Here is a 17894-nt window from a genome sequence, read left to right as displayed (position 1 = left end):
TTTCAATGTCAGGAAGTGACGGCGACCAGTTCGAGCTTCAGGTCGCGCATGCCGGAAGGGACATAGATCAGGACCGATTGCGCCTGCAGCATGCGCTCGTACATCTGGCCCTTGGCTTCGATGGTGAAGTAATACGTGTCCGGACGCACGGGCACGGCGGCCGGCACCTGCGGCGTATGCTGCAGGCGCACGCCGGGCAATGCGGACAGCACGAATTTTTCCACGTCGTCGGGCGCGCCCACCTTGAAGCGCAGCGGCACCACGTCGACCAGTTCCATGCCCGGTATGTCGGCCGAGACGCCAAGGTAAAACGCCGTCTTGGCGTCGATTTTTTCCGAATCGAGCTTGCCGTGATGGTAGGACGGCTTGGTCTCGCTGAGCGCGATCGCAAAATATTTCGACGAGATCACCGTGTCGAGCAATTCGCGGATGATCGCGTGCAGCTGCGCAAACGGCGGACCCGGATCGGCGTGCCGGTACGCGGGCAGGTCGGCCAGCGCATGGGTTTTTGAAAAGGTCATCAGCGCGCCTGCCAGGCCCAGCAGCTGCTCGTACAGGCGCTCGGGATGCAGGGCCGGATGGTGAAAATAATGACTGAGCGAGGCAAACGCCGAGCTGGCCGTATGCAGCAGCCAGAACGAGGACATGTCGCCGGAGCGGAATTCGATCACGCTCTTGCTGGGCTCGCGATGGTGGCCATACAGGGCATTGACCTTGGCCTGCAGCGCGTCGATCAGGCGGCGCAGCTGCAGGAACAGCAGGGGCGCGCTGCGGATCGACAGGCTGGGCGGCACGAAGGTGGGGTCTTGCTCGAAGCCGCCCGTCGACAGGCGCCGCAGGCGCAGCAGGGGAAAGCTCACGTAGGAGTCGCGCGGGTCCGATTCGGCCACCAGGCGCAGCGATTTTTTCAGGTAGGTCAGTTCGGCCTGCGCGGCCTGGGTGTACAGGTCCGGCGTGCTCAGATTGGCCTGGCCGTAGCGCGCGGCGCTGTTGGGCTGGCCGGCCGAGGCAAAGTTGCCGCCGAATTGCTTGAACGCGGGCAGGGCGGCGTAATAGGTCACCGATTGCTGCGATGGCGGCAGGTTGCCCAGGTCGATCGCCTCGGGCAGCTCGTCGGTGCCGGCCGCATTGTAGATTTCGCCATCCTGGAAGATCAGCGACAGCTCCAGCAGCCGCAAGGTGTTGTTGCCGAGCGCATCGCGGTCTATCTGCAGCTGGCTCACACCCCATGCATACGGGTGCAGCGCCTTGACGCTTTCATGCAGCCGGTGTTCGTGGTACTGGTCCTGCTGCTGGAAATGCTGGGGCCGCAAAAACAAGCCTTCGCCCCATAACAATTTGTTTGCAACGCTCATGGATTGCCCTTTTTACCTGACCAAGTGAGGCGCGGGGATCGCTGGACCCGTCCGCGCCGGCATGCCGCTATCGTATTTTTTCTTGAAATCGTCCGCCGTTTGCCGCGCACAGCGTGGTGCTTTTTTCGCAACTGACGGCACCATAACACTATCTTGAGGAAGGGCGCGTACGGTACGTTTACAGAGTGAGCGCTGCCCGGAAAGCCGCATGAATAGTGAGTTTCCGCGTATTTTCTATTGAACGCGATAAATATTCAAATCATGTTAGGCTCAGAAAAATAAGCAATTAACAACTATAAATTGCAACTTTATTTTGACCGTCAACGCATCTTCTTTTTTGAGGGAAAGCACCATATGACACGATCGGTTTCGCTGCTCGCAGCAATTGCATGTGCCCTGACGTTGAGTGCCTGCGGCACGACGCCTCCGGCCAAGCCGCCAGTGGTGGCGGCGCCGCCCACGATGGAAGAAATGATGTCCAAGGCGGCGCAGGCGGCCAGCAGCGGCAGCAACGAGGCGGCACTGGGACTGTGGCAGCAGGCCGCCACCGCTTTCCCGGCCGACAAGCAGCCGTGGGTACGCATGGCGCAGACGCGCTACGAGGCGGGCCAGTATGGCGAAGCCATCCTCAATGCGCAGGAAGTGCTGGTGCGCGATCCGGCCGACAAGCTGGCCAACAGCGTGATCGCCATCAGCGGGCTGCGCCTGTCGACGCGGGCGCTGGCCGATTTGAGCCGCCAGAACAACCTGTCCGGCCCCCTGCGCGCGGAATCGCAGGACCTGGCCAAGCTGCTGCGCGAAAGCCTGGGCGAAAGCGTCCTCGTGCCGCCGCCGGAAAAGGCGCCGGCGCGTCCGCCCCGCAAGCAGCCAAGCAAGCGCACTGCCGACGAGGGCAGCGCCAATCCATTCAATGCGCTCAAGTGAGCCAGTGATACGCCAAACGCCGCAGTTCAACAGGCGCATCGCCGATGTTGCCGATTCTTTTCGAAGGGGATGTGATGTCTAAAAAAGATAGTGTCCAGAAGCGCCTGCAAAAGGTCCGCCCGCCGCGCGTGCAGATGACGTACGACGTCGAGATCGGCGACGCGATTGAAAACAAGGAGCTGCCCTTTGTGGTGGGCGTGGTGGGCGACTTCGGCGGCAATTCCGAGCTGGAACAGAAACGCCTGAAGGACCGCAAGTTCGTCGACATCGACCGCGATAATTTCGATGCCGTGCTCAAGGGTATCGAGCCGCGCGCGACCTTCCGCGTTCCCAACGAATTGAGCGACGCCGGTGGCCAGTTCGGCATCGAACTCAAGTTCCATTCCATGGGCGACTTCCGTCCCGAGGCGGTGGTGGAACAGGTGGAGCCGCTGCGCAAGCTGCTCGAAGCGCGCACCAAGCTGGCCGACCTGCGCAACAAGCTGGCCGGCAACGACAAGCTGGAAGACATCCTCAACGATGTGCTCAACAGCACCGAGAAACTGGCCCAGCTGGAACAACACTCCAACGTCAGGAAAGACTGATATGTCCGCACAGATGACTCCCTCATTGAGCACCTCCGGCGCCACCGAGATCGACTTGCTCGACCAGATCGTGGAGCAGAGCAAGGTGGCCAAGTCCAGCGTCGAGCATGCGCGCGCGCGCGACCTGATCTCCGAACTGGTCAGCCAGGTCATGGAAGGCACGGTCGTGGTGTCGAACAACCTGGCCGCAACCATCGACGCCCGCGTGGCCGAGCTGGACCGGCTGATTTCCCAGCAGCTGAGCGCCATCATGCATGCGCCCGAATTCCAGAAGCTGGAAAGCAGCTGGACGGGCCTGCATTACCTGGTCAAGAACACGTCGACGGGCACGAACCTGAAGATCAAGATGATGAACGCGACCAAGCGCGAACTGGTCAAGGATTTCCAGAGCGCGCTGGAATTCGACCAGTCGACCATGTTCAAGAAGGTCTACGAAGAGGAATTCGGCACGTTTGGCGGCGCCCCCTTCGGCACCCTGCTGGGCGACTTCGAATTCAGCCGGCAGCCGGAAGACATGTATTTCATCGAGCAGATGTCGCATGTGGCCGCGGCCGCCCACGCGCCGTTCATCTCGGCCGCCTCGCCGGAACTGTTTGGCCTGGAAAGCTACAGCGACCTGGGCAAGCCGCGCGACCTGGCCAAGGTCTTCGATACGGTCGAATACGCGAAGTGGAAATCGCTGCGCGAATCGGAAGATGCCCGCTATGTGGGCCTGACCTTGCCCCGTTTCCTGGGCCGCCTGCCATTCAATCCGGCCGACGGCGCCACCGTCGAAGGCTTCAATTTCGTCGAGGACGTGGACGGCACGGACCACCAGAAATACCTGTGGTGCAACGCCGCCTATGCGTTCGGCACCAAGCTGACGGCCGCCTTCGAGGATTACGGCTGGTGCGCGGCCATCCGCGGCGTGGAGGGCGGCGGGCTGGTGGAAGACTTGCCCACGCATACCTTCAAGACGGACGAAGGCGAAGTGGCCTTGAAATGCCCGGCCGAGATCGCCATCACGGACCGCCGCGAAAAGGAGCTGTCGGACCTGGGCTTCATTTCGCTCGTGCATTGCAAGAACACGGATTACGCCGCGTTCTTCGGCGCCCAATCGGCGCAGAAGGCGAAAAAATACAATACCGATTCGGCCAATGCGAACGCGGTGCTGTCGGCCCAGCTGCAATACATCTTTGCCGTCTCGCGCATCGCCCACTACATGAAGGCCATGATGCGCGACAAAATCGGCAGCTTTGCCGCCGCCGCCAACGTCGAGGATTTCCTGAACCGCTGGCTGACGCAGTATGTGCTGCTCGACGATAACGCCAGCCAGGAACAGAAGGCCCAGTTCCCGCTGCGCGAGGCTTCCGTGCAGGTGGCCGAAGTGCCGGGCCGGCCCGGCGTGTACCGCGCCGTGTCCTTCCTGCGTCCCCATTTCCAGCTTGACGAATTATCCGTTTCACTCCGTTTGGTCGCGGAGCTTCCGCAGTCGACCAAATCGTAATGCATTTTTCTTTATACAATTGAAAGGAATAACATGGCAATCGACGTTTACTTGCAAATTGATGGCATCAAAGGCGAATCCACGGATAACAGCCACAAGGATTGGATCGAATGCAAGTCGGTCCAGTGGCAAGTGTTGCAACCCAAGTCGGCGACGGCATCGACGGGCGGCGGCCATACGGCCGAACGCACGGAGCACAAGGATATCGTCATCGCCAAGATGGCCGACCTGGCCAGCCCCCTGCTGCTGCAAACCTGCTCGTCAGGCAAAACCATTCCCAAGGCTAAGCTCGAGTTTCTGCGCGCCGATGGCCAGGGCGAGCGCATCAAGTACTTTGAAATCGAACTGGAGAATGTGATGATCAGCAGCGTGGCGCCGTCGGTGGCCGCAGGCGACATTCTCGGCGAAGACTTGTCGCTCAAGTATTCCAAGGTCAAGTGGAAATACACGCAGCAAAAAGTCGGCGGCGGTTCGGGCGGCAATACGTCCGGCGGCTGGGACTTGTCGGCCAACAAGACAGCCTGATCGTGCTGCGCGCGCCAGCGCGCATATCTGCCGTGCCCGCCGCTGGCTGTCCAGGCCGCGGGTTACGGGCCTTTCCTACCTTTGATGCGGGATGCCTATGAAAGGTTTTACGCCGGGCCTGTTCGACCGCCTGATGGATACGCCCGTCCATGGCGCATCGAGCGGCACCATCTCGCGCCTCTCGCTCGAGGATCTGAAGGATACCGTGGCGCGCGACTTGGAGGCGCTGCTGAACACGCGCACGGTGCTGCCCGAGGCGCTGCTGAAAAAATTTCCCGAATGCGGCAAGTCCATCATCACCTATGGCTTGAACGATTTTGCTGGCTTGAGCCTGTCCAGCACCGATGACCGCGCGCATATCTGCCAGTGCCTGGAGAAGGCCATCGCCCGCCACGAGCCGCGCCTGCGCAATGTGCGCGCCTCGCTGGAAATCCAGGAAGGCTCGATCAACCGCCTCAATTTCGCCATCAGCGCGCTGCTGGTGGTGCATGCCGCACATGAACCCGTCAATTTCGACGCCATCCTGCAGCCTTCCAGCCTGCATTACACCATCAGCAAGGGGCGCCGCGCGGCGCAGACGGGAGCCTGACCTTGGAAGAACTGTTACCGTATTACGAGCGGGAGCTGGGATTCCTGCGCCGCTATTCGCGCGAATTCTCCGAACGCTACCCGAAGATCGCCGGCCGCCTGCTGATGGGCGGCGAAGTATGCGAAGACCCGCATATCGAACGCATGATACAGTCCTTCGCGCTGCTCAATTCGCGCATTTCCAAGCGCCTCGACGATGACTATCCCGAATTCACGGAAGCGCTGTTCGAGGTGCTGTATCCGCATTATCTGCGGCCTTTTCCCAGCTGTTCGATCGCGCGCATGGATTACGCGGCCGCCGCGGCGCAGCTGACGGCCGCCACCGAGATCGCCCGCGGCACGGAACTGACGACGCGTCCCGTGAAAGGCGTGGCCTGCACCTTCCGCACGGCGTATGCCGTCACCGTGGCGCCGCTGGCGCTGACGCACGCGGCGTTTTCCCCCATCATCGCCGCGCCGGAGCAGGCGCAGCTGCCATCGAACGCCACCTCGGGCGTGAGCATGCGCCTCGAGTCGAGCGCGGAGCAGCTCTCGCTGGCCCAGTTGGGCCTGCAGTCGCTGCGCGTGTTCATCGACGGCCAGCCCTCGTTTTGCGCGGCGCTGCGCGATGCGCTGTTCATGCGCACCGTGCGGGCCTACGCGGAAGCGGACGAGAACGGCCGCTGGATCGCGCTGGACGCCACTCCCGTCAGCAGCGCCGGCTTTGCCGAAGACGATGCGCTGATTCCGTTTGCGGCCCGCTCGCATCCGGCGTACCGGCTGCTGACCGAGTATTTCTGCTTTCCCGAAAAATTCAATTTCTTCGACATCGACCTGGGCGCGCTGTGCGCGGCGCTGCCGGCCGGATGCCGCCGCATCACCCTGCACCTGGCGCTGAGCGGTCTGCGCACGGATTCGAATACGGCGCGCCTGCTGGGGAGCATGTCGACGCATAACCTGCTGCTGGGCTGCACGCCGGTGGTCAATCTGTTCCGCCAGCGGGGCGAGCCGATACGCATCACGCATACGGCGGCCAGCTATCCGGTGCTGGCCGATGCACGCCGCGCCTATGCGTTCGAAGTGCATGCCATCGATTCCGTCAAGCTGGTACGGCAGACGCCGCAAGGCGAGTCGGTGATCGAATTCCGTCCGTTCTATTCGCTGCGCCACGGCCAGACGCCCGCCAGGGAAGGGCATTACTGGGTGATGCGGCGCGACGAGGTCATCGCCCACAAGAGTCCCGGCTATGAAACGGAGATATCGATCGTCGATATCGACTTCGATCCGGCCGCCGTGGAAACGGATACGCTGAGCCTGGAGCTGAGCTGCACCAACCGCGACTTGCCGGCGCAGCTGACCTATGGTTTGCGCGGCGGCGACCTGTTCCTCGAGGGCGGCTCCAGCGTACGCAGCATCAGCCTGCTGCGCAAACCCACCGAATCGTACCGTTTCGAGCGGGGGCGGGGCGCCCACTGGCGCCTGATCTCGCACCTGTCGCTCAATCACCTGTCGCTGGCTGGCAGCGGCCTGGACGCCTTCCAGGAAATGCTGGCCCTGTATGACTTGCCCCGTTCGCCGACGTCGCAGCGGCAGATCCGCGGCCTCACGGCGATTGCCCACAAGGCCGTCAATGCCTGGCTTCCCGGCAACCCGTTCGCCTGCCTGGTGCGCGGCATCGAAGTGCGGCTGACGATAGACGAGGAAGCGTTCGTCGGCAGCGGCATCCATGCGTTTGCCCACGTCGTCGACTGTTTCCTGGGACTGTACGTGCATGCGAACAGCTTCACGCAACTGGTGCTGGTGGCCAAGAAATCGGGAGAGGAGCTGTTGCGATGCAAACCACGAAGCGGCGATTCGAGCCTAGTGTAATCGAGCGCCTGTTTGCGCAGCCGTACCGCTTCCAGTACTTCCAGGCCGTGCGGCTGCTGGAGCTCTGGCTGCGGCGCAATGGCATGGCGCATGAAGGCGCCGTTGCCAATTTCCTGCGCTTCCAGAATTCCGTCTCGCTCGATTTTGCCCCCAGCCAGATCGAATCGCTGCGGCCGGAACCGCGCGGGCTGGCCACCGACGCGGGCACGCTGGGTGCGGCGCTGCGCAGCGCGCAGCTCAAGTATGTGCGCATCACGCCCGCCTTCATGGGGTTTCTCGGCGTCGCCGGCGCGCTGCCGGCGCACTACACGGAACGCATTGCCGGGCACCAGTTCGACGCCAAGGACGAGGGGCCGCGCGCCTTCCTCGACACGTTTTCCAACCGCGCCCTGGCCCTGTTTTACGAAGCCTGGCGCAAATACCGGCTGGAGCTCAAGTACCAGCTCGATGGCAAGGACCAGTTCCTGCCGCTGCTGCTGTCGCTGGCGGGACTGGGCCACGCTTCGCTGCGCGACCGCCTGGCCGGCGACGGCGTGCTGGACGAATCGGTGGGCTTCTTTGCCGCCGCCATGCGCCACCGGCCCCCGTCCGCCGTGATGATCGGCCAGGTGCTGTCCGAGTATTTCGGCCAAAGCGTGACGGTCAGCCAGTTCATCGGCTGCTGGTACGACGTGCCGCGCGAGCAGCAAAGCACCCTGGGCGCGAACAACGCCGTGCTGGGCGCCACCGCGCTGGTGGGCGGGCGCGTGTGGCAACGCGACCTGCGCATGCGCCTGACCATCGGCCCGCTGGCGCGCGTCCATTTCGACGCCTTCCTGCCCGGCGGCCCGGCCGCGCGGGCGCTGGAGAAAATGCTCGCCATGTTCACCAGCCTGTGTCTCGAGTACGAAGTGCAGCTGGTGCTGCGCGCCAGCGACGTGCAGGGCGTGCGCCTGGACGAGCCGCGTGGCGGCGGCCGGCTGGGCTGGGACAGTTTTCTGATCACGGGCGGCGAAGCGCAGGACCGCGCCGACGTCCGCTACGAATTACACACGCTTGCCTGAGCCAGCGTACCGGTTTCGCCTCCCTTTCAACCCCATACAAGGACCGCCGCCCCATGAGCATCAACCTGAAGACGCTGATCAGCAAGCTGAATGACACCTGCCGCACTGCCGCCACGCGCGCCGCCAGCATCTGCGTGGGCCTGGGACAGTACGAGGTCGATCTCGAGCACGTGTTCCTGGCCTTGCTGGAGCAGCCGCAGAGCGACTTCGTGCTGATCGCGCGCCGCAACGGCATCGACATCGGCGCGCTGGAAGGGGATTTGCGGGCCGAGGTGGCCCGGCTGCAGACGGGCAATGCGCGCACGCCCGTGTTTTCGCCGCGGCTGCCGAAACTGTTTGAACACGCCTGGCTGATCGCCTCGCTCGACTTGCGGGCCGGCCACCAGGTGAGCATCCGCAGCGCGCACCTGCTGCAGGCGCTGCTGACGGAGCCGGAACTGGCGCAGCTCGCGTACCGGGGCTCGGCCCTGTTCCACCAGTTCAAGCTTGACGAGATCAAGCACAAGCTGGAGACGCTGACCGATGGCTCGCAGGAACGCGCCGGGCCGGCCGCGGGCGACGCGGCGCAGGACGGCGAGGGCGGCGATCCCGTGGGAGAACTGGAAGGCCGGGCGGTGGCATCGAAGACGCCGGCGCTGGACCAGTTCACGGTCAACCTGACGGCGCGCGCGCGCGACGGCAAGGTCGACCCGGTGATCGGGCGCGACCTGGAAATCCGCCAGGCGATCGATATCCTGATGCGGCGGCGCCAGAACAATCCCATCCTGACGGGCGAGGCGGGCGTGGGCAAGACGGCGGTGGTCGAAGGGCTGGCGCTGCGCATCGTGCAGGGCGACGTGCCGGACATCCTGCGGGGCGTGGAAATCCACACGCTGGACATGGGACTGCTGCAGGCGGGCGCCAGCGTCAAGGGCGAGTTCGAGAACCGGCTGAAGAACGTCATCGGCGAAGTGAGCAAAAGCCCGCATGCGATCATCCTGTTCATCGACGAAGCGCACACGATGATAGGCGCGGGCGGCAGCGCCGGGCAGAACGACGCCGCCAACCTGCTGAAACCGGCGCTGGCGCGGGGCGAGCTGCGCACCATCGCCGCCACCACCTGGGGCGAATACAAGAAATATTTTGAAAAGGATGCGGCGCTGGCGCGCCGTTTCCAGGTGGTCAAGATCGAGGAACCCAGCGAGGAACTGGCGTGCGCCATGTTGCGCGGCATGGTGCCGCTGATGGAAAAGCATTTCAACGTGCGCATCTTCGATGAAGCGATCAGCGAGGCCGTGCGCCTGTCGCACCGCTACATCATGGGGCGCCAGCTGCCGGACAAGGCGATCAGCGTGCTCGATACGGCTTGCGCCAGGGTGGCGCTGGGGCAGAGCGCCACGCCGGCGCTGCTCGACAAGCTGGCGCGCCAGCTGGAACGCATCGATGCGGAAGCGTCCGCCCTGGCGCGCGAGGAAAGCGGCGGCGCCAGCCATGCGGCGCGCCTGAAGGCGCTGCGCGCGGCGCGCACTGCCGCCGCCGGCGAACACGGGACGCTGGCCGCGCGCTGGGAAACGGAAAAGGCGCTGGGCGAAAAGGTCCGGGCGGCCCGCCAGGAGCTGGAAGACGCGGGTGCGGCCAGCCCCGCGCTGCCGTCGGACGCCAGCCAGGCCGGCGACCTGCAGGCGCTGTTGCAGGAATTGCGCGCATTGCAGGGCGAAACGCCGATGGTGCCGGTACAGGTCGATGGCCACGTGGTGGCGGAAATCGTCGCCGGCTGGACCGGCATCCCGCTCGGGAAGATGGTCAAGGATGAAATCCGCACCGTGCTGAAGCTGAAGGACTTGCTGGAAGAGCGCGTGCTGGGCCAGTCCCATGCGATCGAGGCGGTGGCGCAGCGCGTGCGCACCTCGCGCGCCAACCTCGACGACCCCGACAAGCCCAAGGGCGTGTTCCTGTTCGTCGGCCCGTCCGGCATCGGCAAGACGGAAACGGCGCTGGCGCTGGCCGACGCGCTGTATGGCGGCGAACGCAAGCTCATCACCATCAACATGAGCGAATACCAGGAAGCGCACAGCGTCTCCGGCCTGAAAGGCTCGCCGCCCGGCTATGTCGGCTATGGCGAGGGCGGGGTGCTCACCGAGGCGGTGCGCCGCAATCCATACAGCGTGCTGCTGCTCGATGAGGTGGAAAAGGCGCATCCCGATGTCATGGAGCTGTTCTTCCAGGTGTTCGACAAGGGCGTGATGGACGATGCCGAGGGGCGCGAGATCGATTTCAAGAACACCATCATCATCCTCACCTCGAACGTGGCGTCGGCCACCATGATGCAGGCCTGCCTGAACCTGGCGCCGGAAGACGTGCCCACGCCGGAGCAGCTGGAACTGGCCATCCGCCCGCAGTTGCTGAAGGCCTTCAAGCCGGCCTTTCTGGGGCGCCTGAAGGTGATTCCCTATTATCCGATCAGCGACGACGTGCTGGCCAGGATCATCGACCTCAAGCTGCGCAAGATCGCCGCGCGCGTGGGCGCCAACCACCAGGCCGAATTCACCTATGACGAGGCACTGGTGGAGGCCGTGCTGGCGCGCTGTACCGAAGTCGATTCGGGGGCGCGCAATGTCGACCATATCCTCAACGGCAGCCTGCTGCCGGAAATTGCCGAATCCGTGCTGGCGAAAATGGCGGAGGGACTGGCGATCAGCAAGATCAAGGTCAGCGCCAGCAAGCAGGGGCAGTTCAAGTATACGATCAAATAGCGGTCCGCCATGCGCGCCGGGCCGCCGCGCGGTGGCCCGGCCTGCCGTTCAATGGCTGGCGGGCGGCTGCACGCCCAGCAGTTCCTCGATATGCGCCAGCGAGACGCTGTCCTTGACCACGCTGCGCAGCCATTCGTGCAGCGTCTGCTCGCCCGCGTCGGCCGCCTTGTCGGCGAAATACGAAACGGGGCTGTGGGGTTCCGTCTGGCGGAAGTACAGCGCCACCTGGCGCAGCTGCGCCAGGGCCTGGGCGCGGCTGTGGATCTCGCCCGGCACCGCGGGCGGCAGCGGCGGCGTGGCGGCGCCAGGCGCGTGGCCGCTGCCCGGGAGCACGGCGGCGGGTAGCGTAGCGTGAGCGGGGACGGCGACCTGGGGCACTGCGCGCTGTATCGATTGCAGCGCTTCGCGCGCCTGCGAAAAGCCGGGACTGTCCTTGCCCAGCCGCGCATCGGCGGCGTGCTCCAGTTCCGCCAGCGCGTCCAGGCAGAACTGGGCGTCGGCGGCGAAGGTGGCGCGGAACTGCGCCGAGTTGTTGCGCCGCGCCGCTTCCATGTCCGCCAGCTTCACGCCGTTGACGCCATCCTGGTTGCTGGCGGCCCGCTTGCGCGCCGTGTCGAAATCGATGCTGGACCAGCCGCCGGACTGCTTGTCCGTCAAGGGCATGGCGCGCACCAGGGCGGGCGTGCGGGCCAAAATCCAGCTCAGGTTGCCGATACGCTGCTCGTGGTCGCCCCCATCGGCTGGCGGATACAGCCCCAGGTCCCAGTATTGCCGGCACAAGCCTGCCAGCAGGCGGTAGCCCTGGCCCAGTCCCTGCAAATGGTCTTGCTTGGCGCTGGCCTCGGCCAGCCAGGCGGCCAGCCGCAAGTCCTTGCTTTTTTCGGCCAGCAGCGCGGCGCAGCGGCGCTGTACGAAAGACCAGTCGGCCTCCTTCAGGTCGGTGACCCATTCGCCCTGGTCGAGCGAGGGATCGTCGAACTTGCGCGCCTGGCTGATCGCATCGAGCTCGGTGGAAAAGGAAAGGTCGATGCCGCACGGCTGGCCGGCGCTGATGGGAAGGAGGAGCTGGTCGGCTGAAATCATGGTATTCCCGAAAAAGGTGGCGGATGGCTTGCCGGGTGGCAGGCAGGTCTTACTGGACCATGCGGAATTCGATGCGGCGGTTGCGTGCGCGGCCATCGGTGCTGTCGTTGCTGGCGATGGGCCGGTCCGGCCCCTGGCCCGAGGCGCTCAGCAAGTCGCCATCGATGCCCTTGGACGACAGATAGGCCTTGACCGCCTCGGCGCGCGCCTGGCTCAGGTGCTGATTGCTGGCGCGCAGCCCCTGGTTGTCCGTGTGGCCGATGATGTCGACCTTGCGTCCCGCCAGCTTTTGCAGCGCCGCGCCCATTTCGTCGAGGATGGCGCGGCCGGACGGCGTCAGCGTGGTCTTGCCGCTTTCGAATTCGATGGTGCGGTTGGCCAGCGTTTTGTCGAGGATATTCTGGTCCGCGGCGGAGACGCGCAAGCCATTGTTGACCGTGTAGGTGGGATTGAGGCTGGTGGCGAAATCGCTGGCGATCTTTTGCCGCTGCGCCTCGTTGGCCACTTCGCCGCGCACGCTGACCACGCTGCCGTCTATCGTCAGCTGGCCGCGGCGGATCTGCTTCAGGTCCGGCGTCAGCAGCTTTTGCACGTAGGCGTTCCAGTTGGCCGGCAGCGCGACCTGGCCGACGGCGATCTGGTCGACCACCTTGTCGGCGCCATACAGGTCGCGCAGGCGGGCCAGCACGGCGGCCTTCGACGCCTCGTCGGGCACCGTGCCGCTGGCCAGCACCTGGCCAGGCTGCGGCGTGGCGGCGGCCGGTATGGCGGGCATGGCGGCCGGCATAACCGGCGTCACCGGCGTGGCCTGAGTGGACGGGGAGGCGGGCGCCTGGGCGCGGGCGCCGGGCGCGGCAAGGGCCAGGCAGGCGAGGGAGGTAATCCGTAGGTGGCGCATGGTCAGGTCCCGATGAAGGCGGCACGGAACGAGTCGTGCGCCGATTTGAGTGACAGGTTCGCCTGCGCGAGGTAGGTTGACACCTTCTTGATCGCGTAGTCGCCGCCCACGTGTTCCTCGACCCAGGCCAGGTCGTCGAAGGCGATGTGGTGTTCCAGCGCAGCCTGAGGTTCCATGATGGCGTGCAGCGTCTGCGCCGAAGCGCCGCAAAAACCCAGCACCAGCGCGTGGCGTCCGCGGATGCGGGTGATGAACAGGGCCAGCTCGAAGTCGGCGCGCGCCAGGAAGGGCACGATCAGGTGCATCCAGAACGCCGCCACCAGGTTGCGGTACAGGGGGTCGTCCGGCAGCGGCAGTTCCAGGCTTTTTTCCAGCCGGCTGGAACTGCTGGCCATGACGGGCTGCAGCAGCATGCCCAGTGCCAGCAGCACTTGGCGCACGGAGCCGCCAAAGCCCGTGGGCGCCAGCAGCGCATCGAGCGCGCCGACCGTCTGCAGGTCGAGGAAGTCGTCGAAGGCGGCGTCATACGCGCTGCTGCGCAAGTCCAGCTCGACGCTGGCGCTGCTGGCGGCCTGCAGCGCGGCAGCGGCTTCGGCGCCGCGCATGCCGCCGCTGAGCGCATCGAGCCGGTTCCACAGGCGCGACAGCACCAGCGGACTGGTGGGCACGAAGCCGGACGGGTTGCCCACTTCCATTGCGCTCATCATCAGGAACGGGAAGCGGCGCGACGAGGCGTCGCTGCTGGCAGCGATGTGGCCGGCGATGGCGCGTCCGCGGCGCGGGCCGATGAAGGCGAAATGCAGCGGCGCCAGCGCGTCGTACGTGAGCTTCCAGCGGGCGTCGGCGCTCATCAGGTCCATGGCGTTGGCGAGCCAGTCGTCGAGCATCTTGAGCAGCGCGGGATTGTCGCCGCTCTTGACGAAGTCGCCGCGGCTGGGGATCTTGCCGAAATAGCCGATCGCGGTGGACGTCGGGCGGCTCATGGCGTGTTCCCTGCCAGTGCGGCGCCCGCTTCGGGGACACTGTTGACCACCGTTTCCGGCAGCTTCAGTCCACGGAAGCCCTGGCCGCCGGCGGGGGCCGCCGCCGGCGCCGGCGTGTTGACGATCTTCAGGTTGGCCGTCACGGTGACGCCGCTGTTTTCCCAGCTCAGTTCGAATACGCCGCCTTCCTTGCGCGTGCGCTTGGCCGAATCGATCATTTTCTTCAGGCCGAAATGGCCCGGTTCATTGAGCAGCACGACGTTGCGCCCTTCCGGCGTGATGGCGCTGATGCGCGAACCGGGCACGCCCTGCGGATTGGGCCAGACCATGTGTATCCACGGCTGCGGCTGGCCGCGCCAGCGCAGCGCCTGGCCATCGATCTCGATCGTGTATTCGGCGGCGCCCGGCGCGCTCAGCGCCTGCAGGTCGAAGCGGGTCTGCGCTTCGGCGGCGCCGGCCGCCGTCGCCACGCCATTCGCGCTGAGCGGCGCGATCCAGCCGGGCAGGCTGGCCACCACGGGCGGCGCCAGGCTGATGCCCATCGACGCCCACGTCCTGGCGCTGATGCTGTCGCCGCGGCGCACCACCAGGGGGCCGATGGCGGTATTGAAGAACTTGGCGATGGCGCCTTCCGGGCCGAACACCTGGCTGATATCGGCGTTGCTCGCCTCGGTGCGCGAATCGGGCGCGAACGGATACTTTGCCGCCAGGGTCTTCTGGAACGGTTCGAGCACCTGGGCCAGCCAGACCTTGTTGATTTCCGTCTCGGTGGGCTTGACGATGACGGCGAAGGTCTGCATCAGCGGGCGCACCAGCAGGGGCCGGATGGCCTGCTTTTGCGGGTCGCTCATGCCCGTCAGCATCTGTTCGTCCACGTATTTCAGGGCGTCGGCCAGTTCCGAGCCGCTGCCGTCCAGCGTCTGCTGCATCAGCTGCTTGGCGCCCGGTCCTGTGTCGCCCTGGTTCTTGATCTGGTTGAGGCGCACGCGCAGCTTGGACAGCGCGGCCAGGTAGCCGCGCATCGGCGAGGCATCCTTGTCCCGGGCGACGACGAGGCGGGCCACGCCTGAAAATTCGCGGCCGACGGGGCCCATCGGCAGGGTGCCACCCGCCTGGCTGCCGGCCACGGCCGGTTTCTGGCGCAGTACCGTTTCCTTGAACCAATCCATCATGCCGCGCTGTGCCCGCTGCAAGCCCTGGCCCAGCAGCGAGGGATTGTCCCACGAGGTTTCCTGGTACACCGTCTCGATCAGCTTGTTGATGGGCGATGCTTGCGGGTCGCCCAGGCGGTTCATGGCTTGCGCCGCGTTGTCGAAGCCGTTCAATTCGCGGATGCTGACACCCTGGAGGAATTTCTGCCACTCCTTCGCATAGTCGTTCTTGTATAGCTCGACGAGGGCTTTCTGGATCTGTTCCGGGCTGCCTTCCAGGGTGAGGTCGTCCTTCGACGCCGTCTTCAATACCCAGTCCGCGCTTTGCAATTCGCGGTTGGCTGCTTCCTGGAACGCTTGCTGGATATATTTTTCCCAGGCGTCGCGGGTAAATGTGCCGGGGATGGCGTAGCTGCCCAGCACCAGTTCCTTGTCCTGCTCGCCAACGATGCGGGCCACCGTCATCGAGGGGAAGCGCGTGGCGGCGCGCGCCTTGACGTCGGCATACACGCGGTCGCGCGCCGGCATGCCGCGCACCACGCGGCGCAGGCTGTCGCGCGACTGGTCGACGAGGGCCAGCTTGCGGTCGATCTGCGGCCACGAGGGGTCATTGATCTGCGTCAGGTAGAACGAGATCATGCGCTCGGCGCTGCGGATCATCTGTTCGCGCGGCATGCTGCCCCGGTTGGCGTCGAGCCAGCCGCGCCAGTAGCGCGTCAGCTGGTCGTTCAGGTGGCTGGCCTCGGCACGCGACTTGTCGCTGAGCATCAGATACGTCTTCAAGCCGTTGTAGGCGTCTTCCACGCTTTCCGGCGCCGCATCCTTGAATTGCTGGACGCCAGGCGCGGTGGGCGCTGGCGCCGCAGCAACTGCCGGTGTGGCCGCCGTGGCGGCGGCCGGGACTGCAGCGGCCGCAGGAGCCGCCACGGCTGGCACGGCCGCCACGGCAGGCGCCGGCAGCGCGGCCGTCATCGGCTGCAGGCGCCCCGCGCCCGCGTTGACTTCCGATAAAAACGCTTCCAGCGATTGCGTCACCGGCTTGAGCATGACTTCGCGCACGCCGGAAAAGTATTCTTCGCGCAGCTTGCGTTCGAGGAAGTCGCCCTGGTACAAGCCCAGGCTGAGGGCCAGCGGGCGCTTGCTGCGATAGGCTTCCAGCTGTTCGATGCGGTCCTGCAGGATTTCCAGCGCCTCGAAGCGCGAATGCAGGTCGAGGCGCTTGTCCTGAACCTTGATGGCCTGGTCCAGGTCGGCCTGCACATTGGCCGCCAGCTGGCGGTTGGCCAGGTAGGACCAGCTCCAGCCGCCCAGGGTCAGGCCGGCCAGCGCGATGGCCGCAAAGAAGGTGGCATAGCGCAGCCGCGTCTTGCGGGGGCTGGCGTACTGGGCCACCAGGTCCTTGTCGGCGAAGATGACCTTGCGGAACAGGTTGAGCAGGAAGTAGCCGTGCTGGTCCTGGACCGCAGCCTGTTCCTGCGGCTGCAGCTTGAGGTCGAAGCGCTGCGCCACCCGTTCCGACGAGGCCGAGACGGAAACGCCTTCCTGCAATGCACTGGTGAAATAGAAACCGCGGAACACGGGCTTGAACTGGAACGGGTTTTCCTCGAACAGGGTGGCGATGAAGGTGCGCAGCGGCCCCTTGATGGAGCTGAATTCCAGGGGGAACGTGAACACGCCGGGCGGCATGCGCTCGCGGCCCAGCAGGGCCATGCTGGCCAGGCTGAGGTCTTTCAGTCCGTCGTACAGCTCGTCGAAGCGCTGGTCGAACTGTTCCAGCACGTCCTGTTTCGAACTGCTCACGCTGTAGGGCAGGGTGGCGCCCCAGACCTTGTCGCGCTCGCCGCGTTCCGCATCCTGGAAGAATTCGGTGAAGCCCGTGATCAGGTCGGCCTTGGTGAATACCACGTAGACGGGAGCGTGCACTTCCAGCTTTTCCGTCAGTTCCTGCACGCGCTGGCGCAGGTTCTTCGCCAGTTCGATGGCGAACTCGGGCCGGCTGCCCGTCAGTTCGGCGATGCTGACGGCGATGATGATGCCGTTGACCGGCGCCCGCTTGCGGTGCTTTTTCAGCAGGCCGAGAAAGCCGAACCATTCGGCCCGGTCTTCATCGTTGACGGAGTAGCGGCCTGCCGTGTCGAGCAGGATGCCATCGGTGGTGAAGAACCAGTCGCAATTGCGGGTGCCGCCCAGGCCTTGCACGATCTTGCTGTCGACAAAGGGGAATTGCAGGCCGGAATTGGCGATCGCCGTGCTTTTGCCGGCGGCAGGGTTGCCGATGATCATATACCAGGGCAATTCGTACAGGGCCGCATCGCCCGACAGCTGGCCCAGCCTGGAAGTCTTGATGGTGCTGATGGCTTCCAGCATGCGTTTGCGGATGGCCTCGGTTTCCTCGCGCTGCACGGCGCCCGCTTTCGGCGCGGCGCCGCTGGCCTGCTGTTCCAGCATGTTGCTGAAGCTGGCGCCATCGCGCAGGCGCCGCCGGCGGCGCAGCCACCACGTCATGGCGGCCAGCAGCGCCGCCACGGCCAGGAACGCCAGCACGGGCGGGTAGGGCCATTCGAAGATGACGGTGCAGACCAGGAGCAGCAGCACGAATGCCACGCTGCCCAGGATGAGCAGGCTGAAGCGGGAAGTGAGGAGGTGCCAAAATCGTTGCATCATAGTGTAGTGAGCAAGCCGTTAATGTGCGTG

At 65.1% G+C, this 17894-nt stretch carries 13 protein-coding genes; 8 read left to right on the top strand and 5 right to left on the bottom strand.

The window, feature by feature from the left end; translation table 11 throughout:
* Nucleotides 1-8 precede the first annotated feature (8 nt).
* The gene (gene tssK, locus VPH41_RS16920) at nt 9-1355 is read right to left on the bottom strand and encodes a type VI secretion system baseplate subunit TssK (protein WP_328570879.1); all 1347 of its coding nucleotides are present in this window, start codon (nt 1353-1355) and stop codon (nt 9-11) included.
* A gap of 354 nt (nt 1356-1709) precedes the next feature.
* Here tssK and VPH41_RS16915 point away from each other — a divergent pair, with 354 nt between their 5' ends.
* From VPH41_RS16915 to tssH, 8 genes are all read left to right on the top strand, one after another.
* Nucleotides 1710-2279 carry a hypothetical protein gene (locus tag VPH41_RS16915; protein ID WP_328570878.1) on the top strand — a complete coding sequence of 190 codons (570 nt, stop codon included), beginning with the start codon at nt 1710-1712 and terminating at the stop codon, nt 2277-2279.
* 74 nt (nt 2280-2353) lie between these two features.
* Complete coding sequence (tssB, locus tag VPH41_RS16910; protein WP_328570877.1) at nt 2354-2863, top strand: type VI secretion system contractile sheath small subunit; 510 nt, start codon at nt 2354-2356, stop codon at nt 2861-2863.
* A 1-nt stretch (nt 2864) separates the two neighbouring features.
* Complete coding sequence (gene tssC, locus VPH41_RS16905; protein WP_328570876.1) at nt 2865-4349, top strand: type VI secretion system contractile sheath large subunit; 1485 nt, start codon at nt 2865-2867, stop codon at nt 4347-4349.
* 33 nt (nt 4350-4382) lie between these two features.
* Nucleotides 4383-4874 carry an Hcp family type VI secretion system effector gene (locus VPH41_RS16900; protein ID WP_152259428.1) on the top strand — a complete coding sequence of 164 codons (492 nt, stop codon included), beginning with the start codon at nt 4383-4385 and terminating at the stop codon, nt 4872-4874.
* A gap of 97 nt (nt 4875-4971) precedes the next feature.
* Nucleotides 4972-5463 (top strand): type VI secretion system baseplate subunit TssE, encoded by a 492-nt coding sequence (tssE, locus tag VPH41_RS16895; protein WP_152259427.1) that lies wholly within the window; start codon nt 4972-4974, stop codon nt 5461-5463.
* 2 nt (nt 5464-5465) lie between these two features.
* Nucleotides 5466-7310: a type VI secretion system baseplate subunit TssF gene (gene tssF, locus VPH41_RS16890; protein WP_328570875.1), complete on the top strand. Its 1845-nt coding sequence runs from the start codon at nt 5466-5468 to the stop codon at nt 7308-7310.
* Nucleotides 7274-8353, top strand: a complete 1080-nt coding sequence (tssG, locus tag VPH41_RS16885; protein WP_152284858.1) for a type VI secretion system baseplate subunit TssG — start codon at nt 7274-7276, stop codon at nt 8351-8353. Before tssF ends, tssG begins: the two co-directional genes overlap by 37 nt.
* 53 nt (nt 8354-8406) lie before the next feature.
* Nucleotides 8407-11085: a type VI secretion system ATPase TssH gene (gene tssH, locus VPH41_RS16880; RefSeq protein ID WP_328570874.1), complete on the top strand. Its 2679-nt coding sequence runs from the start codon at nt 8407-8409 to the stop codon at nt 11083-11085.
* 48 nt (nt 11086-11133) lie between these two features.
* Here tssH and tssA read toward each other — a convergent pair whose 3' ends face one another.
* Genes tssA through tssM form a run of 4 tightly spaced genes read right to left on the bottom strand, consistent with a single transcriptional unit; the run spans nt 11134 to nt 17861 of the window.
* Nucleotides 11134-12168: a type VI secretion system protein TssA gene (gene tssA, locus VPH41_RS16875; protein WP_328570873.1), complete on the bottom strand. Its 1035-nt coding sequence runs from the start codon at nt 12166-12168 to the stop codon at nt 11134-11136.
* A 49-nt stretch (nt 12169-12217) separates the two neighbouring features.
* On the bottom strand, nt 12218-13066 hold the full coding sequence (locus tag VPH41_RS16870; protein ID WP_442906277.1) for an OmpA family protein: 849 nt from the start codon (nt 13064-13066) through the stop codon (nt 12218-12220).
* Nucleotides 13067-13068: 2 nt separating this feature from the next.
* Nucleotides 13069-14049: a type VI secretion system-associated protein TagF gene (gene tagF / locus VPH41_RS16865; protein ID WP_328570872.1), complete on the bottom strand. Its 981-nt coding sequence runs from the start codon at nt 14047-14049 to the stop codon at nt 13069-13071.
* On the bottom strand, nt 14046-17861 hold the full coding sequence (gene tssM / locus VPH41_RS16860; protein ID WP_328571232.1) for a type VI secretion system membrane subunit TssM: 3816 nt from the start codon (nt 17859-17861) through the stop codon (nt 14046-14048). Before tssM ends, tagF begins: the two co-directional genes overlap by 4 nt.
* Nucleotides 17862-17894 lie beyond the last annotated feature (33 nt).

It is taken from the genome of Janthinobacterium sp. P210006 (genome assembly GCF_036231885.1).
Taxonomy (GTDB): domain Bacteria; phylum Pseudomonadota; class Gammaproteobacteria; order Burkholderiales; family Burkholderiaceae_D; genus Janthinobacterium; species Janthinobacterium violaceinigrum.
Note: the sequence above shows the minus strand (reverse complement) of the source record. Positions and strands in the feature narration are given on the sequence as shown.